General features: G+C 62.1%; 21 protein-coding genes and 1 pseudogene. 8 read left to right on the top strand and 14 right to left on the bottom strand.

The window, feature by feature from the left end; genetic code table 11:
- Nucleotides 1–21: 21 nt before the first annotated feature.
- Nucleotides 22–2,796, top strand: coding sequence for a glutamine-synthetase adenylyltransferase (locus SJY21_RS03500; RefSeq protein WP_377506245.1), 2,775 nt, complete (start codon nucleotides 22–24; stop codon nucleotides 2,794–2,796).
- Nucleotides 2,786–3,058, top strand: a complete 273-nt coding sequence (locus SJY21_RS03495) for a hypothetical protein (protein WP_377506242.1) — start codon at nucleotides 2,786–2,788, stop codon at nucleotides 3,056–3,058. Before SJY21_RS03500 ends, SJY21_RS03495 begins: the two co-directional genes overlap by 11 nt.
- Here SJY21_RS03495 and eda read toward each other — a convergent pair.
- Nucleotides 3,055–3,696, bottom strand: coding sequence for a bifunctional 4-hydroxy-2-oxoglutarate aldolase/2-dehydro-3-deoxy-phosphogluconate aldolase (eda, locus tag SJY21_RS03490; RefSeq protein ID WP_377506239.1), 642 nt, complete (start codon nucleotides 3,694–3,696; stop codon nucleotides 3,055–3,057). The two genes, SJY21_RS03495 and eda, sit on opposite strands and share 4 nt — an antisense overlap.
- Nucleotides 3,697–3,770: 74 nt before the next feature.
- Nucleotides 3,771–5,573, bottom strand: a complete 1,803-nt coding sequence (gene edd / locus SJY21_RS03485; protein ID WP_377506236.1) for a phosphogluconate dehydratase — start codon at nucleotides 5,571–5,573, stop codon at nucleotides 3,771–3,773.
- A gap of 233 nt (nucleotides 5,574–5,806) precedes the next feature.
- Between edd and SJY21_RS03480 the strand changes: the two genes are divergently transcribed.
- The 3 genes from SJY21_RS03480 to SJY21_RS03470 are packed head-to-tail and all read left to right on the top strand — an operon-like array spanning nucleotide 5,807 to nucleotide 8,222.
- Nucleotides 5,807–6,445 carry a DUF6778 family protein gene (locus SJY21_RS03480; RefSeq protein WP_377506233.1) on the top strand — a complete coding sequence of 213 codons (639 nt, stop codon included), beginning with the start codon at nucleotides 5,807–5,809 and terminating at the stop codon, nucleotides 6,443–6,445.
- Between the two features lie 41 nt (nucleotides 6,446–6,486).
- Complete coding sequence (locus SJY21_RS03475; RefSeq protein ID WP_377506230.1) at nucleotides 6,487–7,683, top strand: RSP_2647 family RNA methyltransferase; 1,197 nt, start codon at nucleotides 6,487–6,489, stop codon at nucleotides 7,681–7,683.
- Nucleotides 7,680–8,222, top strand: a complete 543-nt coding sequence (locus SJY21_RS03470; RefSeq protein ID WP_377506227.1) for an RSP_2648 family PIN domain-containing protein — start codon at nucleotides 7,680–7,682, stop codon at nucleotides 8,220–8,222. Before SJY21_RS03475 ends, SJY21_RS03470 begins: the two co-directional genes overlap by 4 nt.
- On the opposite strand, the gene SJY21_RS03465 is transcribed toward SJY21_RS03470, so the two are convergent.
- The 9 genes and pseudogenes from SJY21_RS03465 to SJY21_RS03425 form a co-directional block, all read right to left on the bottom strand.
- Nucleotides 8,212–8,898, bottom strand: coding sequence for a M48 family metallopeptidase (locus SJY21_RS03465; protein WP_377506224.1), 687 nt, complete (start codon nucleotides 8,896–8,898; stop codon nucleotides 8,212–8,214). The two genes, SJY21_RS03470 and SJY21_RS03465, sit on opposite strands and share 11 nt — an antisense overlap.
- Before the next feature lie 35 nt (nucleotides 8,899–8,933).
- Nucleotides 8,934–10,079, bottom strand: coding sequence for a M24 family metallopeptidase (locus tag SJY21_RS03460; RefSeq protein ID WP_377506221.1), 1,146 nt, complete (start codon nucleotides 10,077–10,079; stop codon nucleotides 8,934–8,936).
- 31 nt (nucleotides 10,080–10,110) lie between these two features.
- On the bottom strand, nucleotides 10,111–10,734 hold the full coding sequence (locus SJY21_RS03455; RefSeq protein WP_377506217.1) for an MOSC domain-containing protein: 624 nt from the start codon (nucleotides 10,732–10,734) through the stop codon (nucleotides 10,111–10,113).
- 5 nt (nucleotides 10,735–10,739) lie between these two features.
- On the bottom strand, nucleotides 10,740–11,345 hold the full coding sequence (locus tag SJY21_RS03450) for a DedA family protein (protein ID WP_377506215.1): 606 nt from the start codon (nucleotides 11,343–11,345) through the stop codon (nucleotides 10,740–10,742).
- On the bottom strand, nucleotides 11,329–11,688 hold the full coding sequence (locus tag SJY21_RS03445; RefSeq protein ID WP_377506213.1) for a hypothetical protein: 360 nt from the start codon (nucleotides 11,686–11,688) through the stop codon (nucleotides 11,329–11,331). Before SJY21_RS03445 ends, SJY21_RS03450 begins: the two co-directional genes overlap by 17 nt.
- Complete coding sequence (locus tag SJY21_RS03440; RefSeq protein WP_377506211.1) at nucleotides 11,685–12,869, bottom strand: VWA domain-containing protein; 1,185 nt, start codon at nucleotides 12,867–12,869, stop codon at nucleotides 11,685–11,687. Before SJY21_RS03440 ends, SJY21_RS03445 begins: the two co-directional genes overlap by 4 nt.
- A 4-nt stretch (nucleotides 12,870–12,873) precedes the next feature.
- Nucleotides 12,874–13,044, bottom strand: a complete 171-nt coding sequence (locus tag SJY21_RS03435; protein WP_377506209.1) for a hypothetical protein — start codon at nucleotides 13,042–13,044, stop codon at nucleotides 12,874–12,876.
- 11 nt (nucleotides 13,045–13,055) lie between these two features.
- Complete coding sequence (locus SJY21_RS03430; protein ID WP_377506207.1) at nucleotides 13,056–14,420, bottom strand: DUF2927 domain-containing protein; 1,365 nt, start codon at nucleotides 14,418–14,420, stop codon at nucleotides 13,056–13,058.
- A 369-nt stretch (nucleotides 14,421–14,789) separates the two neighbouring features.
- A pseudogene (locus SJY21_RS03425) lies at nucleotides 14,790–15,628 on the bottom strand (AAA family ATPase).
- A gap of 190 nt (nucleotides 15,629–15,818) precedes the next feature.
- Here SJY21_RS03425 and dksA point away from each other — a divergent pair.
- Nucleotides 15,819–16,241 (top strand): RNA polymerase-binding protein DksA, encoded by a 423-nt coding sequence (dksA, locus tag SJY21_RS03420; protein ID WP_377513134.1) that lies wholly within the window; start codon nucleotides 15,819–15,821, stop codon nucleotides 16,239–16,241.
- A 1-nt stretch (nucleotide 16,242) separates the two neighbouring features.
- Complete coding sequence (locus tag SJY21_RS03415; protein WP_377506204.1) at nucleotides 16,243–17,388, top strand: FAD-dependent monooxygenase; 1,146 nt, start codon at nucleotides 16,243–16,245, stop codon at nucleotides 17,386–17,388.
- On the opposite strand, the gene xth is transcribed toward SJY21_RS03415, so the two are convergent.
- The 3 genes from xth to SJY21_RS03400 form a co-directional block, all read right to left on the bottom strand.
- Nucleotides 17,385–18,185: an exodeoxyribonuclease III gene (xth, locus tag SJY21_RS03410; protein ID WP_377506201.1), complete on the bottom strand. Its 801-nt coding sequence runs from the start codon at nucleotides 18,183–18,185 to the stop codon at nucleotides 17,385–17,387. The genes SJY21_RS03415 and xth overlap by 4 nt on opposite strands.
- A gap of 106 nt (nucleotides 18,186–18,291) precedes the next feature.
- The gene (locus SJY21_RS03405; protein WP_377506198.1) at nucleotides 18,292–18,633 is read right to left on the bottom strand and encodes a hypothetical protein; all 342 of its coding nucleotides are present in this window, start codon (nucleotides 18,631–18,633) and stop codon (nucleotides 18,292–18,294) included.
- Nucleotides 18,634–18,873: 240 nt separating this feature from the next.
- Nucleotides 18,874–19,200 carry a HesB/IscA family protein gene (locus SJY21_RS03400; protein WP_377513132.1) on the bottom strand — a complete coding sequence of 109 codons (327 nt, stop codon included), beginning with the start codon at nucleotides 19,198–19,200 and terminating at the stop codon, nucleotides 18,874–18,876.
- Nucleotides 19,201–19,292: 92 nt separating this feature from the next.
- Here SJY21_RS03400 and SJY21_RS03395 point away from each other — a divergent pair, with 92 nt between their 5' ends.
- Entirely contained in the window at nucleotides 19,293–20,429 is a 1,137-nt protein-coding gene (locus SJY21_RS03395) for a deoxyguanosinetriphosphate triphosphohydrolase (protein ID WP_377506195.1), read from the top strand.
- The last annotated feature ends 29 nt before the right edge of the window (nucleotides 20,430–20,458 follow it).

Raw genomic sequence — 20,458 nt, 5'->3', positions numbered from 1 at the left:
GTGCGCTTACATGGTGGCGCCATGACATTTGCATCCCGCATGACCCGCGCGCCCCGCGCATTCGATCCTGACCGTGGGGCGGACGGGTTGGCGCATGTGCAAGGGATCGACGCGGGCCTGCACGTTCTGATCCATGGGGCGGCAGGGTGCAGCCCGTACTTGCTGGGGCTTGTGGCCGTGGAAGGCGCGTGGCTGACCGAGAATATCAACACGCCCGAAGCGGCCCGCGACGCCATTCTGGCCGATGTGGTGCAACTGTCGCACGCCGATCTGGAACAGGGCTTGCGCACCGCCAAGCGCCGCATGGCGCTGCTGGTGGCACTGGCCGATCTGGGCGGGGTGTGGCCCTTGGAAACCGTCACCCGCGCGATCACCGATCTGGCTGACGGGGCGGTTGATATCTGCATCCGCCGTCTTGTCGCCGCCGAAATCGCCCGCGGGAAACTGCCGGGAATGACCGAGGATGATGCGCAAACCGCCGCCGGGATGGTCGCCCTGTCGATGGGCAAGCAGGGCGCTTATGAACTCAACTACTCCAGCGATATCGACCTGATCTGCCTGTTCGATGAAACCCGCTTTGATCCCGATGATTACCATGATGCCCGCGCCGCCTTTATCCGTGTGACCCGCAAGATGACGGCGATCCTGTCCGACCTTGGCGCAGGCGGCTATGTGTTTCGCACCGATCTGCGCCTGCGTCCCGATGCCAGCGTCACGCCTGTTTGCCTGTCGATGGAAACGGCCGAACGCTATTACGAAAGCGTCGGGCGCACATGGGAACGCGCCGCCTATATCAAGGCGCGCGCGGCGGCGGGCGACATCGCGGCGGGCGAGGGGTTTTTGAAAACTCTCACCCCCTTCGTGTGGCGCAAGCACCTTGATTTCGCCGCCATTCAGGATGCCCACGACATGCGCCTGCGGATCCGCGATCACAAGGGGCTGGGCGGTGAGCTGACCTTGCCCGGCCACAACATGAAGCTGGGCCGTGGTGGCATTCGCGAGATCGAGTTTTTCACCCAGACCCGCCAGTTGATCGCCGGTGGGCGCGACCCGTCCTTGCGCGCGCGCGGCACCTGCGACGGGCTGGATGCACTGGTGGCTGCGGGCTGGGTGCCTGATGATACCGCGCAGACCCTGCAAACCCATTACCGCGCCCACCGCGAGGTCGAACACCGGCTGCAAATGATCAACGATGCGCAGACGCACGACCTGCCCCCGGACGATGCAGGGTTTGACCGTCTGGCCGCCTTTATGGGCATGGCGCGCGCCGATCTGGAACGCGACCTGCGTGACCGCCTTGACGAGGTCCACACCCTGACCGAAGGGTTCTTTGCCCCCGGACAGGCTGATGTCGCGCCCGTGGATGACTTTGGCGAGGAGATCACAGCGCGGTGGCTGACCTATCCGGCGCTGCGCTCGGACAGGGCTGTGCGGATCTTTCGACGTTTGCGCCCGGAACTCATGTCGCGCCTGCAAGAGGCGGCCCGCCCCGACGAGGCCCTGTTGCAGTTTGACGGGTTTCTGGCGGGCTTGCCTGCGGGGGTGCAGCTGTTTTCCCTGTTCGAGGCCAATCCGCAACTGACGCAGTTGATCGTCGATATCGCCGCCACCGCCCCCGCCCTGGCGCAGTATCTGTCGCAAAACGCCAGCGTCTTTGATGCGGTGATCGGCGGTGATTTCTTTGCGCCTTGGCCTGATGTGGCAGGCTTACAGGCCAGTTTTGATGCGGCCCTTGACGGGGTGGGTGATTACGAGGGCCGCCTTGACATGGCGCGCCGCTGGGCCAAGGAATGGCACTTTCGCATCGGTGTGCATCACCTGCGCGGGCTGATCGACGGCGGCGCGGCGGGTCGCCAGTATGCGCAGCTGGCGCAGGTGGTCGTGGCAGGGTTGTGGCCGCATGTTCTGGCCCAGTTCGAAGCCAGGCACGGGCAGGTGCAGGGGCGCGGCGCGGCCGTGATCGCGATGGGGTCGCTTGGGGCGGGACGGCTGAATGCCATGTCCGATCTGGACCTGATCGTGATCTATGACGCGGATGGCAATGGTGAATCCGATGGGCCGAAACCGCTTGCGACACGCGCCTATTTTGCCCGCCTCACACAAGCGCTGGTCACGGCCCTGTCGGCGCAGATGCCCGAGGGGCGGCTATACGAGGTGGACATGCGCCTGCGTCCGTCGGGGCGTGCGGGGCCGGTGGCCACATCGCTGACCGCATTTGAAACCTATCAGCGTTCCGAGGCCTGGACATGGGAGCACCTTGCCCTGACCCGCGCGCGTGCCATCGCGGGCGCGCCCGATCTTTTGGCTGACGTCGAGGCTGCGCGCCTGTCCGTGCTGGCCGACAAGGCGGCGGGCGAAACTGTGCTGGCCGATGTGGCAGACATGCGTGCGCGGATTGCCGCCGCGAAACCGCCGCAAGGCGCGTGGGATGCCAAGATCGGCGCAGGCCGCTTGCAAGACATCGAATTGCTGGCACAAACCGCCTGTCTGCGCGCGGGCTGCGGCGAAACCGGGTTGGATGCACAATTGCAGGCCGGAATTGGCTGGTTAAGCGCCGCAGATAGCGCAGCGCTGGCGCAGGGTTACGCGCTTTTCTGGCGCTTGCAGGCCGCTGCACGTCTTTTGACGGGCGGCGCGCTTGATCCGGCAGACCTGGGCGAGGGCGGCGTGCGCTTCATCCTGCGCGAAACGGGCATGGAAAACACCGACGCCCTTGCCGCCGCAATGGCCGAGGCCGCCGAAACATCAGGCGCGATCATCGCGCGATACCTGGAAGGAACGACAGATGGCGCGTGACCCGCTGGACCCCAAGGGGCTGATCCGCGAGGCCTTTCGCATCGACGGGATCGGCGCGCCGGAATGCCGCTCGATTTTCCTGGATTGGGCGCTGTCACTGCCTGCGGGGGCTGATCCCAAGGACAGCATCCGCACGATGCTGGCGCAATATGGCGACCAACCCGCAGATCATCCGATGACGCTGACCCTGCACGAAGGGTTGGCCGACATCGCCCCCGCCGCGCGGCGCGGCGGGCGGGCAGGGCGCTTGCGGGGTGATTAGCGCGGCAGTGCCGCAGCCTCGGCGGCCAATGCCGTAATCGCGGCCCAGTCCTGTGCGGCGACAAGGTTCGCAGGTGCGACCCATGATCCGCCCACGCAAACCGTATTGGACAGCGACAGGTATTCATTGGCGTTTTTCAGGCCGACGCCGCCCGTGGGGCAGAATTTCACCTGCGGGATCGGCGCGCCGATCGCCTTGAGGGCAGGTGCGCCGCCGTTCGCTTCGGCGGGAAAGAATTTCTGCACGCTATAGCCGCGTTCCAGCAGGCGCATGGCTTCGGTGGCGGTGGCCGCACCGGGCAGCAGCGGCAGGTCATTGGCCTCGCAGGCGTCAAGCAGCCGGTCGGTCGCGCCCGGCGCCACGCCGAATGTCGCGCCCGCAGCCTTGGCGTTTTCCACGTCCTTGGGTGTCAGCAACGTGCCAGCCCCCACAACCCCGCCGTCAACGCTTGCCATTTCGCGGATCACGTCCAAAGCGGCAGGCGTGCGCAGGGTGACTTCGAGGGCGGGCAAGCCACCCGCCACCAGCGCGCGCGCCAGATCGGCTGCGATGCTTGCATCATCAACCACCAGCACAGGCACGACAGGGGCCAGAAGGCAGGTTTGCAAGGTCAGTTCAGAGGCATGTTGCGGGGTCATCGGTTTGGTCCTGATATTGTGCGTTTGGCCAAACGGGGCCTTTGGCGAAAGTTGATGTGGAAGTAAGCGGGCGGTCAAACGACACATCCGGCCCCTTGGTCCGAAAGGCCGACATTTTTGCGGAACATGTCGAACAGCTCGCGCCCGACACCGTTGCCATTGCCCGAAAGGTCGGCGGGCGCGGGGGTGCGGCCCGAAAGGTCCGCAAGGGTTTCCAGCGTGCCCTTGGTTGCATCAAGGCGGATCATGTCGCCATCGCGCAGCAGCGACAGCGGGCCGCCATCTGCCGCTTCGGGGCAAACGTGGATCGCCGCAGGCACCTTGCCCGACGCACCCGACATGCGCCCGTCCGTGACCAGCGCGACCTTCAGGCCGCGATCCTGCAGCACGGCCAGCGTTGGTGTCAGGCTGTGCAGTTCGGGCATGCCGTTTGATTTCGGCCCCTGAAAGCGCACGATGACAACGGTGTCCTCGGTAAATTCACCGGCTTTGAAGGCGTCCTTGACGGCTTCCTGCGTGTGGAAAATCCGCGCTTTGGCCTCGATGATGTGGCGTTCTTCGGCCACCGCGCTGATCTTGATCACGCCGCGCCCCAGATTGCCCGACAGTTGCACCAGCCCGCCATGGGCGTGGAACGGATCGCTGACAGGGCGCAGGATCTTGTCGTTCAGGGTTTCGCGCGTGCCAGCGCGGTAGCTGACGCGCCCGTCTTTCAACACAGGTTCCTGCGTATAAAGCGACAGCCCGTCGCCCGCCACGGTGCGCACATCGTCGTGCAGCAACCCTGCGTTCAGCAATTCGCCGATCATATAGCCAAGCCCGCCAGCGGCGTGGAAATGGTTCACATCGGCCAGCCCGTTGGGATAGACCTTGGCCATCAAAGGGGTCACTTCGGACAGATCGGCGAAATCCTCAAGGTCGATGATCACACCCGCCGCCTTGGCCATGGCCGGCAGGTGCAGCACAAGGTTGGTGGACCCGCCTGTGGCCATCAGCCCGACAAGCCCGTTCACGAATGCCTTTTCGTCCAACACCTCGCTGACGGGGGTGTAGTTGTTGCCCAATGCGGTGATTTCCAGCGCGCGGGCAGTCGCGGCACGGGTCAGCGCCTCGCGCAGGTCGGTGCCGGGGTTGACGAAAGATGCGCCGGGCAGGTGCAGCCCCATGAATTCCATCAGCATCTGGTTGCTGTTGGCCGTGCCGTAGAATGTGCAGGTGCCGGGGCCGTGGTAGCTGGCCATTTCGGCCTTCATCAGTTCGGCGCGGCCCACTTCGCCGCTGGCGAATTGCTGGCGCACTTTGGCTTTTTCGTCGTTGGGAAGGCCGCTGACCATCGGCCCCGCAGGCATGAACACGGAGGGGATATAGCCAAAGGTTGCGGCGGCGATCACCAGACCGGGCACGATCTTGTCGCAGACCCCCAGATAGGCGGCCGCGTCAAAGACGTTGTGCGACAGACCAACGGCGGCGGCCAGTGCGATCACATCGCGCGAAAACAGCGACAGCTCCATGCCGGTCTGGCCTTGGGTCACTCCATCGCACATGGCCGGAACCCCACCGGCAACCTGTGCCGTGGCGCCCGCGGCGCGGGCGGCTTCGCGGATGATATCGGGGTAGGTTTCAAACGGCTGATGGGCGCTCAGCATGTCATTATAGGCCGTGATGATCCCGAGGTTGGGCGCGCGATCCGCAACCAGTGTGTCCTTGTCCTTCCCCATCGCCGCATAGGCATGGGCTTGATTGCCACAGGTCATGTGGGCGCGGCGCGGGCCTTCGGCTGCGGCAGACGCCATACGATCCAGATAGGTCGCGCGCGGGCCTGCGCTGCGGGCGATGATGCGGTCTGTGACGGCTTTGATGGTGGGGTTCAGTGCCATGGTGCTCTTTCTGCGCAAGGTTTGTGCGGTCATTACCATAAATAGTTAGCGCTAACAACACGGGAATCATGACAAGAATGACGCAAAAGTCGATCGCGCGTGTCGTGCAATCGCCCTGTGATTTCCCTGAAACCGTCGCGCGCTTGTCCCATTCCCGCCCGATTTGAGGGGGAAGTTAACAACATCCTAATGGGGGTAAACCGCATAAGGGCGCAAAGCCCGGAGGTAGCGAAATGAAAATGTTGAAAATGATTGCTTTGGGCGCATTGGCACTGGGTGTGGCAGGTTGCGCGAACATGGAAACCGTGACGCGCAATGCGCCGCTGGACGTGGCACAGGTCGCAGCACCCGAGGTGCAGGAACAGCGTGACTATTCCGTGCAGGCCATCCGCTTTGCCATTCCCGATGACCTGCGTGTTTCCGAGGCCAACAGCTATTACCCGATCGCCGATATCGTGTGGCGTGGCGATGCCCTGGGCAACCGCCGTGAACAGATCGCCGCGATCTTCCAGACATCCATCGAGGCAGGCACCGCCGATCTGGCCGGTGAAACCGCCGTGATCGTTGATGTGACCCTGCACCGGTTCCATTCCCTGACCGAGCGCACGCGCTACACGGTGGGTGGCGTGCATTCGATCAAGTTCGACCTGACCATCCGCGATGCCGAAACCGGCGCCATCATCGAAGGGCCGCAGCGCATCAGCGCCGATCTGGCCGCTTTGGGTGGACGCGCGGCGATCCATGCCGATCAGACGGGCCAGGGCCAGAAGGTGCGGATCACGACTCACCTGACGCAGGTTTTCAACGATCTGCTGACAGGCCCCGTGGGTGCATTCCCCGCCGAAGACGGGCACGCGGCTGGCAACAGCTAAGGCCCCTTCCACAGATCAAACGAACAGGGTAGGAGGGCTGCATGACGCAGCCCTCCTTTCCGCCTGTCCGCCTGTTACCCAAAGCCAATGCGCGCGCCGTGCGCCATGGGTTCCCGTGGGTTTACGCAAACGAAGCCGTGCTTGACCGCCGCACCAAGGGGATGGCCGCTGGCACCATTACCACACTGGAGGACAGCGAGCGTCGCCCGATGGGCGTTGTTGCCGTCAACCCCGCGTCCAAGATCATTTTCCGGATGCTGGATCAGACCCCCGATGCGGTGATTGATCAGGGCTGGCTTGAAACGCGCATTGCGCGGGCCTTGGTGCACCGCGACCGCATTTATGACGCGCCGTTTTACCGCCTTGTCCATGCGGAATCCGATGGTCTGCCCGGTGTTGTCATCGACCGTTTTGGCGATACGGCCGTGGTGCAACCCAACGCGGCATGGGCCGAAACGCTGATTGAACCACTGGCCGCCGCGCTGGCATCGGTCACAGGTGTCACGACGATCATCAAGAACGGCACTGGGCGCGCCCGCAGCCTTGAAGGGCTTGCCGAAGAAACCACCGTTTTGCTTGGCACCGCACCTGACGCGGCGATCCCCGTGCCGATGAATGGCGCGACCTATATGGCCGATGTGATGGGCGGGCAGAAAACCGGCCTGTTCTTTGATCAGCGCCCCAACCACGCCTTTGCCGCCAGCCTGTCGCGCGGCGCACGGGTGCTCGATGTGTTCAGCCATGTGGGGGGCTTTTCGCTGGCGGCCTTGGCCAATGGCGCGGCCTCGGCGCTGGCCGTTGACGGGTCAGCGCCGGCCTTGGATCTGGCATCGGCAGGGGCCAAGGCATCCGGCGTTGCGGACCGGTTTGAAACACGCCAAGGCGATGCCTTTGATGTGCTGGCGGCATTGGGTGACGAAGGCGCGCAGTTCGATGTGGTCATCTGTGACCCGCCCGCTTTTGCGCCCTCAAAGAACGCCTTGGAGGCCGGATTGCGCGCCTATGAACGGGTCGCACGCCTTGCCGCGCCCTTGGTCGCGGATGGCGGCTATCTGGTCTTGTGTTCTTGTTCGCACGCGGCGGATCTGACGAAATTCCGCAACGCATCTGCGCGCGGCATTGGCCGTGGCGGGCGACGCGGGGTGATCGTCAATACCGGATCGGCAGGGCCGGATCACCCGTTGCTGCCGCAACTGGCCGAAAGCGGCTACCTCAAGGCGCTGACGTTCCGGTTGTGAGGGTCCTGATCGACGCCTGCGTGTTGTATCCGACGGTCATGCGCGAGGTTGTGCTGGGCGTGGCCGAAACGGGGGTGTTTCAGGTGCGCTGGTCGGACCGCATATTGGAAGAATGGGCGCGCGCGGCGCGCAAGATCGGCCCCGAAGGCGAAGTGATCGCGCGGGGCGAAATATCGTTACTTTCCAGTCGCTTTGCGGATGCAGTTGTTCCCCAGCACGGCGGTTTGGAGGCGCGGTTGTGGCTGCCCGATCCGGCGGATGTGCATGTTCTGGCCGCGGCAATTGCCGGGTCGTGCGATACCATCCTGACAATGAACGCCAAGGATTTCCCCCGCAATATACTTGAAGAAGAAGGGCTAAGCCGTTGTGATCCCGATGGTTTCCTGCGCGATTTGCTGGCGGATCACCCCGACCTTGTGCGCCCCGTTGCCGAACGTGTGCTGGCCGAAGCACGCCGGTTGTCGGGGTCGGACTGGACCATGCGCGCCCTGATGAAAAAGGCACGCCTGCCACGGTTCGGCAAGGCGCTTACGGCTTAAGCCACTTTGCTTCGTTGGCCTCGATCGCGGCGATGCGCTCGGCGGTTTTGGGATGGCTCATCAGCCATGCGGCCTGTTTGGCACCGCGCGCGCCCGTCAGCTTTTCCAGCTTTGTAAACAATGACTTCTGCGGCGAAGTTCCGATACCGGCCTTGACCAAAAGGGCGCTGGCATAGGCATCGGCCTCGTATTCATCCTGACGCGACAGGCGCGCGGCCAGCAGGGTCATCAACCCGTTTGCGATGAACGGCCCGACGAATGGCACAAAGCGGCCGATCACCATCATCAAGGCAGCGCGCATGGCGTTCTGGCTGGAAAAATCAATCATCCGGCGGCGGGAATGCCCCAGCGCCACATGGCCCAATTCATGGGCGATGACGCTGGACATTTCCTCGGCTGTGACCTCGCCCGCGCGATATTTGTTGAAAAAACCACGGGTGATGAAAATGCGCCCATCAGGGGCGGCCAGCCCGTTCACCGGGTCGACTTCATAGATATGCACCTTGATGCGCGCCAGATCGAGGGCATCCGCCATGCGATCCATCAACGTTTTCAGGTGTGGATCAGCCAGTTCAGTCGATTTGCTATCCAGCTCGCGCGCAGTGCGCCAGACCGAAAAGCGATACATCGCAAGGCCGTAAAGAACGGCCAACAATATCGGGGTGAACTTCAACATATGCTAGATATGGGGCGCATGGGGCACGGAACAAGTCACCGCGTTAGCAGCGCAAGCGGCTGGCGCGACAGGCGTTTACAGCCCTGATCCGTCACAAGCACAGAATGGCCCAGCGTCATCGCAAGGCCACTGTCACTGTCCATCAGGATCATATGCAGGAAAAACACCTGTCCGGCCAGCATCAGCAGCGGATTGCCTTCGTAAAACATCGGGAAATCGACCCAGATCGGGTTATAGACCGCGCCCATGCCATAGCCGCAGGCCTGCAAGCGCGCGTGGCTAAGGCCGCGGGCGTCAAACACCTTGGCATGGGCGGCGTAAACATCGCCCATCGGTGCGCCCGGTTTGATGGCGGTTTCGCAGGCGATAATCGCTTCGGCGCAGGCCTCGTGCATGCGTTTGTGGACGTCCTGGGGCGCGCCAATCACCACCGTGCGCATCATTGCCGCGTGATAGCGGGCATAGGTGCCGGACCATTCCAGCGTCAACTGGTCGCTGGAATCAAGGTGGCGTCGCCCCGAATAGTAACGGCACAGCAATGCGCCTGCGCCAGATCCAATGATGAATTCATTGCCCGCATAATCGCCGCCGCCCTTGAAAACAGCGCCCTGCATTGCCGCCAGAATGTCGCCTTCAAACGCGCCGGCATGGGTCGCCTCCAGCCCTGCATCCAGCGCATCATCCGACAGGCTGGCCGCGCGGCGGTGCATGGCGATTTCGGCGGGTGATTTGATGCGGCGCAGGGCGCGGATCAGGTCCGAGTGATCCAGCAGATCGGGCAGGGCAGCCCGCAAACGCTGGCCATTTCGGTCGGTCAGGCCCGCGGTGTCGCTTTCGAACCCGACCGGCCCGCTAATACCAAGATCGGTCAACAATCCAGCCAGATCACCCGCCGGATCGCAGCCTTCGTATTCGGGCCAGATGTGAATGTGATCGTCCGCCAGCGTCGATGTATATTGGGCTTGCCGCAAGTCGGGCATCCGCGTCAGCAAGTGAATATCGCCCTGCGCCGTCAGCACCATCGCCTGAAACATCGCAAAGCCAAAGGTGTCATAGCCCGTCAGCCACAGGTGGCTTTCGGGCGCGAACATCAGCAAGGCGTCCAGCCCTGCGCCCTTCACGGCCTGTGTCGCGCGGGCTTGGCGGGCGGTGTATTCGGCGGCGTCAAAATGGAGTGTCATAGGGTGACGGTCGGGCGAAAACACTGTTGCGTCAAGTGCGATTGCCAAGCCGGCCCTTGGCCAACTGATGCGTCTTGTAATGGGCGGGCACGCGCAACAGCCGTTCAAGGAATGCTTGATCGGGGAAGCCCGCAAGAAACTGGGTAAAGTTCTCAACGATACCAATGTGTTCCCCATCATATTTAATGTGACTTACGGTGTCGTGCGGCGCGACCTCGCCGCCCTGCAAGACCCGCGCATAGGCACCGGGGCGCGCCGCTTTGTGGAACATCTTGACGCCTTTTGGATCACCGATACGGGCGGCAAAGGTGACGCAGGGAATGCGTGGCGCAGTGATTTGCAGCGTGACGTCACCGATCACCAGCAGATCGCCAAGGGCCAGATCGGCGCTGCACAGCCCCTCGACCAACAGGTTTTCGCCAAAGAACCCTGCGGGAAGATCGCGCCCCAGATGGTCAGCCCACCACACCCGATCACCTTCGCCAAAGATATAGACCGCCTGATCCGGGCCGCCGTGGTTGGCGCGATCAACGATCGTGTCACCAACCAGCCCGGTTTCCCCCACCGTCACACCACCGGCCTGCGGCACCTTGAAATGCCCCGTCATGCCCGATTTCGTGGCAATCGGCTGTGCAGCACCAATACATGTTGCCAAGACCCTCATCGCACCGGCTTTCGGCTTGCCCGCCACAGCCACCACCCCAACCCGATCACCAGCACCATAGCGGTGACGAACCCGCTCGCATTGCCCAAAACGCCCGACACGGCGGTAATACTGTCGGCAAAGCTGTAACCAAGCCCGACATAAAGCCCGACCCAGACGATTTCGCCCGCGATCCCCCAAAGGGCAAAGCGCGGCCAGGAATATCCGGTCAGCCCGCAGACATAGTTCATGTAGGGGCCCAGGGGTGCGACAAGCCAACAGGAAAAGAACACCGATGGCCCGCCGCGTTCGCCCAGGAACCGCGCTGCACGTGTCAACAGTTGCGCGCGCCGTGGGCTGCGTGTCAGCCAGCCGCGCGCGCCCATTCCGAGCCGACGCGCGCCCCAATAGCCCGTGTTGTCACCCAGCACCGCGCCGGAAAACGCCGCCGCGGCTACGGCTGCAAGCGACAGATCGCCCGTTGCCGCGAAACCGCCCGATGCCAGCATCAGCAACGACGAAGGCACGGGCAGGGCAAGACAGCTCAGGAAGGTGACGATAAAGACGATCCGCACCCCGTAGTCCGCCACCAATCCCAGAACGAAATCAGCCACCGTTGCCATCCTCTTGGGTGGCTCGCCATGCTTTTGCGGCGGCGTCGATGCGGGCTTGAAGCTCCGCGAGGGTCAGCCCGTTTTCAGCGGCAATCCGGTCAAGCGAAATGCGGCGCGGGGCGGCGTCCTGTTCAAGGAAGAGGGCAGGGCCAATCACTTCGGGCGGGAGCTGATAGGACATCGCCACGTAGCGAGGCGACATCCAGCCTGCCAGCGGCTGATCCTGATGGGCAGGGTCGTTCCAGTAAAGCCATGCGGATACCGTTTTGAATCCGAAAAAACCCAGTGCGCCAAGTGCGATGACAAAGGCGATCAGGGCAATCTTCTGCGTGCGCCACAGCCGTTTGATCATGTCAGTGCCTTCATCCCGCGTGAAATTCCTTCCAGCGTCATCGGCACCATGCGGTCGGGGCCGAAAAGTTCGCGGATCATGGCGATGGATTGGGTATAGGGCCAGTAGCGTTCGGGTAGGGGGTTGATCCACAGGTGATTGGGCCATTGTTCGCGTGCGCGGGTCAGCCAGACCTGTCCGGCTTCCTCGTTCCAGTGTTCGTTGGCCCCGCCCGGCACTGCAATTTCAAAGGGTGACATGCTGGCATCACCGACAAAGATGCATTTGTAATCAGACCCGTAGGTGCGCAGCACGTCCCACGTGGGGATTTTCGCGCTCCAGCGGCGGGCGTTGTCGCGCCACACACCTTCGTAAAGGCAGTTGTGGAAATAGTAATATTCCAGATGTTTGAACTCGGCCCGCGCGGCGCTGAACAGTTCTTCGACCACGCGGATATGCGGGTCCATGCTGCCGCCCACGTCCAAGAATAACAGCACCTTGACGGCATTGCGCCGTTCGGGGCGGGTTTGCACATCCAGATAGCCGTGTTCGGCGGTGGCGCGAATGGTGCCATCCAGATCAAGTTCGTCATGCGCCCCGTCACGCGCCCAGGATCGCAGCCGTTTCAGCGCGATCTTGATGTTGCGGGTGCCCAACTCGACGGTGTCGTCAAGGTTTCGGAATTCGCGTTTGTCCCAGACTTTGACCGCGCGCTGGTGGCGGCTTTCGTCCTGACCAATGCGCACGCCTTCGGGGTTGTAGCCATAAGCACCAAAGGGCGAGGTGCCCGCAGTGCCGACCCATTTACTGCCCCCCTGATGGCGGCCTTGCTGTTCTTTCAGGCGTTCGCGCAGGGTGTCCATCAGTTTGTCGAACCCGCCAAGGGCGTCGATTTCGGCTTTTTCGTCGGCGCTCAGGTGTTTTTCAGCCAGCTTTTCCAGCCATTCGTGCGGAATATCGACCGCGTCCAGAACCTGTTCGGCACTGATGCTTTCCAGCCCTGCGAAACTGGTCGCAAAGGCGCGGTCGAACTTGTCGATATTGCGTTCGTCCTTGACCATGATCGTGCGGGCAAGGAAATAAAACGCCTCGGTGTCATAGGTCGCAAGGCCCGCGTGGACCCCTTCAAGAAAGCCAAGATATTCGCGCAACGACACCGGCACCCCATGGTCGCGCAAATTGGCAAAGAAGGGCAGGAACATCGCGTCAGCTATAGCTGCGTTCGATAAAGACCAACAAAAACAGACCGATGATGCCACAGATCAGCCCAAGGGACGCAGCCCATTGCGCCATATCGGCGGGCTTGCCGCCGCGCCGTTTCGCCATGAACGCCCCCGTAATTGCACCAATCAGAATGCCGGTCAGGGGAAAGATCATGAGGGTCAGCCTTATTTGGTCGGGTTCAGCCCCGCGATTTCGCGTTGGCGTGCGCGCACGTTGCGTTCAGAGCCAAATCCGTAGCGCGCCCATGCCAGACTGTCCAGTCGCACCGCTTCGGCCTCGCTATAACGGCCGGTCATTTCAAGGGCTTCGGCGCGGAACATCATCAGGGTCGCAAGAAGGGCGGCGTTTTGATGGGCGGCGGCCACAGGAATTGCGCGGTCAACGATGCTGAGCACGCTATCGGCATCACCAGCGGCCAAAGCAAAGGCGGCAATCTGCACGGCAACATGGGCCGAATGGATCTGGGTCAGGGGGCTGCGGCCATAAGCGTTCTGCGCAGCCTGAAAGGATGCCAGCGCAAGATCGGGGTTATAGCCGACCTGCAGGCGCCCGTAGGCATAATGGGCAAACCCGTCGCGCGTGCCGTCCCAGCGGAATGTCTGGGCAAGGGTGATCGCTTCGCGCGCGGCCTCGCGGCGGCGGTTCGGGGTGGCGCCGCTGGACAGGGCGGTTTCCATCGCGACGATCCAGTTGCGGGTCGTGTCATTGCGCGGTGCTGCGGGGCCGGATTGGCCGCCGGGGTTCAGGCGGGCAAGAATGGCAGGCAGCCGCGTTGCCACTTCACCGCGCGACATGCCGTTGCGCAGTTCTTCGGCGTAGTAGGCGCGCAGGATCAGCATATCAAAGCCGGTCAGGACGGCATGGATGTTGTCGTCGTTGAAAACGGAATCGGGCAGGCGATAAAGGTCATTGAGCGGGCCAAGCGCCTGTGCGATTTCTTCGTGCAGGCAATCGCGGATCTCCTGTGGGGCCACATCGGCGGGCACAAAGACAACAGCGCGGTCGCGGCGTTGCAGGGTTGTCCAGTCAACTTGCGGGGTGCGGCGCACCTGCTTGAATTCTTCCCACGACGAAATACGCGGCACCACGAAACAGGCGGCACGCGGCACGGCACGTTGCAATTCGGCGCGCGGCACGGCCTCGATGGTGATGGACGCGGTCGGCGCGCCGGTCATGAAGATGTCAATCCCCGCCTCGCTGCGGAAACGCCCCAGAAGGTTGCGCAGATCGGGCACCATGCTGGCAGGAACAGCGCCGGTGACACGCACCGAAATCGGCCCCTCGAAACGGGTCATGCGGGCAATTGGGCGGCCGCTTTCCATGCGAAAGGACAGATCAAGGAAGTCTTGCGCGATTTCGGCATTGGGCCGTGTCGGGCGGGCCGACCGCTGTGCGGCAAAGGTGCGCATCGGCGGCAATGTATCGGCCATGCCAAGCGCGCGCGCAGGGGGCGCGGATTGCGGCACAGGCGTGCAGCCCGTCATGAACGCAACAGAAATCGCCATCAGGCGGCGGGCCAAACGGTTCATTTGGCACCCCCAAGGGATGGCTGGCCCACAGACGGGGCGATGGTCGCTGTTTCGGTCCCCCACACCACACGGCCACGCTTCGCGTTTGACTGTGTAGGATGGCTTGCAACCGGCATTTTTGCCTTGGTCAAACCTGCTCTCCTCAAATCACAGTCCGAACCTGCCCGCGGACTGCGGCCCGAGTTAGGACAGATTGGGGCATTCCCATGGCCATCCTCGGACCCGTCCATAAGGCGCAGGTCAACGCGCAAAATCACGCAGAATATGCGCGCCAAAGGTGTGTTAAAGGTTAAGCGTGGCGGGAAAGACTCAGTCTTTTCGGCGCATTAGGGGGTCAGGGCGCAAAGGGCGCAAGATGTAGTGTCGCGCCTAACGCCCGCCCCGCGCCATGAAGGCCAGCCGCTCGAACAGATGCACGTCCTGTTCGTTTTTCAAAAGCGCGCCGTGCAGCTTGGGCAGGGCATTGGCCCCGTCACGTTTCAGGTCTTGGGCGGTCAAATCTTCGGCCAGCAGCAGCTTGAGCCAATCCAGAACTTCCGAGGTCGATGGCTTTTCTTCAGGCCCGCTTGGTCGCGCACTTCAAAGAACTGGGTGAGGGCCGTAGTCAACAAGGAGTCCTTGATGCCGGGATGATGGACTTCGACGATTTTGCGCATCGTGTCCATGTCGGGAAACCGGATGTAGTGAAAGAAACAGCGGCGCAAGAATGCGTCGGGCAGTTCCTTTTCATTATTGGAGGTGATGATCACGATCGGGCGCTGCACCGCGCGCACCGTTTCGCCGGTTTCGTAAACGTGAAATTCCATCCGATCCAGTTCCTGCAGCAGATCGTTGGGGAATTCGATATCGGCCTTGTCGATCTCATCAATCAACAGCACGACACGCCCTTTGGCGGCAAAGGCCTGCCATAACTTGCCCTTTTTGATGTAGTTGCCTACGTCATTGACGCGTTCGTCGCCCAGTTGGCTGTCGCGCAACCGGCTGACGGCATCGTATTCGTAAAGACCTTGCTGGGCGCGGGTTGTTGATTTGATGTGCCATTCGATCATCCGCAACCCAAGCGCCGCGCTCACCTGACGCGCCAGTTCCGTTTTACCTGTCCCGGGTTCGCCTTTGACCAGAAGCGGGCGTTCGAGTGTCACAGCCGCATTGACGGCCACGGTCAGATCGTCGGTTGCTACATAGCTGTCCGTTCCGGTGAAACGCATAAAATCCAAGCCTTTTCGTCGGTTACTTGCCGTTAACGATAACATCCCCGCGGCGCGGTTCAAGCGCCATCATTTTGCCGTCATGGGGGGTGACACTGGGCTGTCGAGGGGGTAAAGCATGCCGAAAGGAGGGCACCTGATGACAATTTCCGAGTCGCTTGCAGGGCCTGACCTGACCAAGGGAGCAAAAATGAAAAACGAAGTGTTCCTGCCGGACAACTATAGTCCCGCCGAAGATGAACCGTTCATGAACGACCGCCAGACCGAGTATTTCCGCCGCAAGCTGATTGCTTGGAAGGCCGACATCATGGAAGACAGCCGCGATACCGTGCAGGGCATGAAAGACAGCACCCGCAACATTCCCGATATTGCTGATCGCGCCTCTGAAGAAACCGATCGGGCGCTTGAATTGCGCACCCGCGACCGCGAACGCAAGCTGGTTGCCAAAATTGACGCCGCCCTGCGCCGGATCGAAGAAGGCGAATACGGCTATTGCGATATCACTGGCGAACCGATCAGCCTCAAGCGCCTTGATGCGCGCCCCATCGCCACCATGAGCCTTGAAGCGCAAGAACGCCACGAGCGCCGCGAAAAGGTGCATCGGGACGATTGATGTGACGGAATTGGCAACACATACAAGCGGCGGCTCCAATCAGGGCCGCCGCGTTTGCGTTGTGGGAGGCGGTTTGGGCGGCCTTGCGGCGGCGTTGGCCTTTGCGCGCCAGGGCGCGGATGTGCAGGTTTTCGAACAGGCACCCCGCATCGCCGAAGTGGGGGCCGGTATTCAGGTCACGCCCAACGGCGCGCGGGTTCTGTCGGCGCTTGGCCTTGATGATGCGCTGGCCGCACATAGTGTTGTCGCGCAAGCCGTCGAACCGATGGATGCGGTCACAGGGCGGCCCGTGACCCGTTTCGATCTGACCCGCCTTGACGGCCCGCCATACCGTTTTTTCCACCGTGCGGCGCTGATATCCCTGCTGATGGAGGCCTGCGTTGCCGCAGGCGTAAACATCCGCACGGATGCGCGCATCGACAGCACCTTGCCCGAGGGCGATCTGATTGTCGGCGCGGACGGGATCAATTCGCAGATCCGTGTGCGTCTGAATGGCGCGGATGATCCGTTCTTTACCGGGCAGGTGGCATGGCGCGCGGTTGTGAACATGGCGGACGCCGATCCGGTCGCGCGGATCTGGATGGCACCGGGGCGGCATGTCGTGACTTATCCGCTCAAGGGGGGGCGGCTGAATATCGTGGCGGTGCAGGCCCGTCAGCAATGGGCCGCCGAAGGCTGGCACCACGATGATGACGCTGGCAATTTGCGGCAGGCCTTTCGCGGGCTGTCGGGGCGGTTGCGCGCGATTCTGGATCAGGTCGAGGATGTGCGCCTGTGGGGGTTGTTTCGCCATCCGGTCGCACCGGTCTGGCACCAGGACAACATCGCGATCCTTGGGGATGCGGCCCATCCCACCCTGCCATTTCTGGCGCAGGGGGCCAATCTGGCGTTCGAGGATGCCTGGGCGCTGGCCGCCACATGTGCGGCGCACGCCGATCTGGCCACGGCCCTGCCAGCCTATCAGGCGCAGCGGCGCGACCGCGTGCAGCGCGCCATCACAGCCGCCAACGCGAACGCGCGAAACTATCACCTGTCAGGTGTTCAGCGCCGTGTGGCCCATCTGGGCCTGCGCACGATGGGCAGGGTCGCACCGCATGCGTTCCTTGGGCGGATGGACTGGCTTTATGGTTATGACGCAACCGCTTAGGCGGCGATATTAATCCAAACTGGCACGTGGTCTGACGGCTTGTCGCGCCCGCGCAGTTCGGCTTCGATCCAGCAATCTGTCAGCAGGTCGGCGCATTGTGGCGTCAGCAGGAAATGGTCGATGCGGATGCCATCATTGCGATCATAGGCGCCGGCTTGATAATCCCAGAAACTGTAGTGGCCATCGCCCTGCACACGGGCGCGGAAGGCTTCGGTAAAGCCCAGATTTTCGATCCGGCGGAATGCGGCGCGGCTTTCAAGGCGAAACAGCGCATCATCGCGCCATGCATCGGGGCGCTTTGCGTCCTCGGCTTGGGGAATAATGTTGTAATCTCCAGCCATTAGCGCGGGTTCTTCACGTTCCATCAGTTCCTTGGCACGGGCGTGAAGGCGCTCCATCCAGCGCAGTTTATAGTCATATTTCGGGCCCGGAGCGGGGTTGCCATTGGGCAGATACAGCCCGCAAATGCGCACAGCCTTGTCGCCGACGACTGTGGCCTCGATCCAGCGGGCTTCTTCGTCGTCAACACCTTCGCGCCCCGCGCCTGTGGCGTCGGGCAGGCCGCGCACCACATCTTCCAACGGGAATTTCGACAGGATCGCCACCCCGTTGAACCCTTTCTGGCCATGGGTTTCGACATTATATCCCATGTCTTCAAAGACTTCGCGCGGGAAGTTCGCATCGACAGATTTGATTTCCTGCAACAGGGCCACGTCCGGCGCGCTGTCGCGCAGCCAGTTCGCCAGCGCATCAATCCGCGCCTTGACCCCGTTGATATTGAATGTTGCGATTTTCATGAGCGGCCCCTGTTTGCGGTATTTTTGACCGACAGGGCGCGGTTGCACAACAGGCAAAGGGCCGACACCCGTGCGGTGCCGGCCCCAAAGTTGGAAAAAAGACGGATTAGCGGGCGAGCGTGATCACCTGATCGGCCACCGCATTGCCGTTGGCATCATACAGAACGGCGATCACATTTGTGACGGGGTGCGCGCCGACATTGACGGACACATTGGCGTTCGCGCCTGCATGGACCGCTGTTTCACCCAACAGCGCACCGGTTTCGCCGCCGTTGTAGCTAAAGATCTGCACGGTGCCATCGTTGGCGGCGCGCACAAGGCCGACCTCGATGTTGGAGGAGGTGTCCTGGATGCCTTGCTGAGCGAAGTAGTTGTAATCAGCCGCGCTTGCGACAGTGGCAACACCAAGGGATGCGATCAGGGCGAGGGCGATAGATGTGCGTTTCATGATAGTCTCCAGTTTTTTGGGGGGTGGCATGATTGCCACCGACAAGACTGATATAGTTATGGAATTTCTGAACTGAATAGTTCAGAAGGTTTGTTTTTGCACATCCATCAGGGCCGTTTTGCACAGAAGATTTCCGACGGAAATGCCTTCCCCGTCATTCATCTGCCAAGGGGTCATGCAGACACGAAAAACGCCGCAGCCTTGTCAGGCGCGGCGTCCGGTTTGTTCAAATTGGCAAGCCTACATCGAAAAGCTGACGCCGCAGCCACACGAACTGCTGGCATTGGGGTTTTCGATCACGAAACGCGCGCCGATCAGTTCTTCCGAGAAATCAATCACCGCATCGGCCAAAAAGGGCAGGGATATGGAATCCACCACCACCTTTTCGCCCGCACCTTCCAGCACCAGATCATCGTCCTTGGGGTCATCAAGGTCGATTTCATACTGGAATCCGCTGCATCCGCCCCCTTCGACGGCCACGCGCAGGGCTTTGCCCTGGGCGTTCGCGCCGATTTCGGCAAGGCGTTCAAAGGCGCGGGGGGTGACTTTGGGCGGGATCGTCAGCATCTGGGGGCCTATCGGTTTGCGTTCAAGTTGAATATAGGAACCACAGGCAGGGGCGGCAAGACCGCCCGACAAACCAAGACGAGGCATCGGCCATGGCAGCCCCCTATGCCTGCAATCCCGCCGGGACGCGGGGCAGGCTTTATCCCGAGGACGAGAGTGCGTTTCGTTCGCCCTTTCAGCGTGACCGCGACCGGATCATTCATGCAAGCGCCTTTCGGCGTCTGAAACACAAGACGCAAGTGTTCGTGGAACACGAGGGCGACTATTTTCGCACCCGCCTGACCCATTCGATCGAGGTTGCGCAGGTCGCGCGCACGATTTCCGGTGTTTTGGGGCTGGACGGTGCCCTGACCGAGGCCGTGGCGCTGGCCCATGATCTGGGTCACACCCCGTTCGGTCATACCGGCGAGGATGCGCTATCGGCCCTGATGGCCCCCTATGGCGGCTTTGATCACAATGCGCAGGCCATCCGCATCGTCACCAATCTGGAACGCCATTACGCCGAATGGGACGGGCTGAACCTGACATGGGAAACGCTGGAAGGGATCGCCAAGCATAATGGTCCGGTGGGTGATCCGGTGCCCTATGCCTTGGCCGACTACAACGCCCGTCACGATCTGGAACTGCACACCCATGCCAGCGGCGAGGCGCAGGTTGCGGCCCTGTCTGATGATATCGCCTATAACAACCACGATCTGCATGACGGGTTGCGCGCCGAACTGTTCGGCACCGATGATCTGCTGGAATTGCCCATCGTCGGCGACTGTTTCCGCGAAGTGGACGGCAAGTATCCGGGCCTGAATTATTATCGTCGCCGTCACGAGGCCCTGCGCCGGTTTTTTGGTATTCTGGTCGAAGATGTGATGGCCGTGAGCCGCGCCAATCTGGCCGATCTGAACCCGCAATCTGCCACCGATATCCGCAATGCAGGCCGGATGATGGTGCAGTTTTCACCAGCACTTTGGGCCGACCTCAAGGTGATCCGCAAGTTCCTGTTCACCCGCATGTATCGCGCCCCCGCCGTGGTGCAGATGCGCGCCGAGGTCACGCAGGTCGTGAATGACCTGTTCCCGCATTTCATGACGCAGCCCGAACACCTGCCCAAACAGTGGCGCAAGGATGTGGCCGATGCGGTGGATGAGGTCGCGCTGGCACGGATCGTCGCCGATTACATCGCCGGCATGACCGACCGCTTCGCGTTGGAAACCCACGCAAAGCTGATCGGCTAGGTCTGCAAGCCATGCGTTGACGCGGCGCG

It is taken from the genome of Octadecabacter sp. R77987, from assembly GCF_042466115.1.
Classification (GTDB): domain Bacteria; phylum Pseudomonadota; class Alphaproteobacteria; order Rhodobacterales; family Rhodobacteraceae; genus SW4.
Note: the sequence above shows the minus strand (reverse complement) of the source record. Positions and strands in the feature narration are given on the sequence as shown.

Bases quoted from the DNA above. Each gene is read 5' to 3' on its own strand.
- SJY21_RS03475 (WP_377506230.1), top strand. From the start codon at position 6,487: ATGACGCAGCCCTCCTTTCCGCCTGTCCGCCTGTTACCCAAAGCCAAT.
- SJY21_RS03400 (WP_377513132.1), bottom strand. From the start codon at position 19,200: ATGCTGACGATCCCGCCCAAAGTCACCCCCCGCGCCTTTGAACGCCTT.
- SJY21_RS03465 (WP_377506224.1), bottom strand. From the start codon at position 8,898: ATGTTGAAGTTCACCCCGATATTGTTGGCCGTTCTTTACGGCCTTGCG.
- dksA (WP_377513134.1), top strand. From the start codon at position 15,819: ATGAAAAACGAAGTGTTCCTGCCGGACAACTATAGTCCCGCCGAAGAT.
- eda (WP_377506239.1), bottom strand. From the start codon at position 3,696: ATGACCCCGCAACATGCCTCTGAACTGACCTTGCAAACCTGCCTTCTG.
- SJY21_RS03460 (WP_377506221.1), bottom strand. From the start codon at position 10,079: ATGACACTCCATTTTGACGCCGCCGAATACACCGCCCGCCAAGCCCGC.
- SJY21_RS03405 (WP_377506198.1), bottom strand. From the start codon at position 18,633: ATGAAACGCACATCTATCGCCCTCGCCCTGATCGCATCCCTTGGTGTT.
- SJY21_RS03440 (WP_377506211.1), bottom strand. From the start codon at position 12,869: ATGTTCCTGCCCTTCTTTGCCAATTTGCGCGACCATGGGGTGCCGGTG.
- SJY21_RS03445 (WP_377506213.1), bottom strand. From the start codon at position 11,688: ATGATCAAACGGCTGTGGCGCACGCAGAAGATTGCCCTGATCGCCTTT.
- SJY21_RS03480 (WP_377506233.1), top strand. From the start codon at position 5,807: ATGAAAATGTTGAAAATGATTGCTTTGGGCGCATTGGCACTGGGTGTG.
- SJY21_RS03395 (WP_377506195.1), top strand. From the start codon at position 19,293: ATGGCAGCCCCCTATGCCTGCAATCCCGCCGGGACGCGGGGCAGGCTT.
- SJY21_RS03495 (WP_377506242.1), top strand. From the start codon at position 2,786: ATGGCGCGTGACCCGCTGGACCCCAAGGGGCTGATCCGCGAGGCCTTT.
- SJY21_RS03430 (WP_377506207.1), bottom strand. From the start codon at position 14,420: ATGAACCGTTTGGCCCGCCGCCTGATGGCGATTTCTGTTGCGTTCATG.
- xth (WP_377506201.1), bottom strand. From the start codon at position 18,185: ATGAAAATCGCAACATTCAATATCAACGGGGTCAAGGCGCGGATTGAT.
- SJY21_RS03435 (WP_377506209.1), bottom strand. From the start codon at position 13,044: ATGATCTTTCCCCTGACCGGCATTCTGATTGGTGCAATTACGGGGGCG.
- edd (WP_377506236.1), bottom strand. From the start codon at position 5,573: ATGGCACTGAACCCCACCATCAAAGCCGTCACAGACCGCATCATCGCC.
- SJY21_RS03450 (WP_377506215.1), bottom strand. From the start codon at position 11,345: ATGGCAACGGTGGCTGATTTCGTTCTGGGATTGGTGGCGGACTACGGG.
- SJY21_RS03500 (WP_377506245.1), top strand. From the start codon at position 22: ATGACATTTGCATCCCGCATGACCCGCGCGCCCCGCGCATTCGATCCT.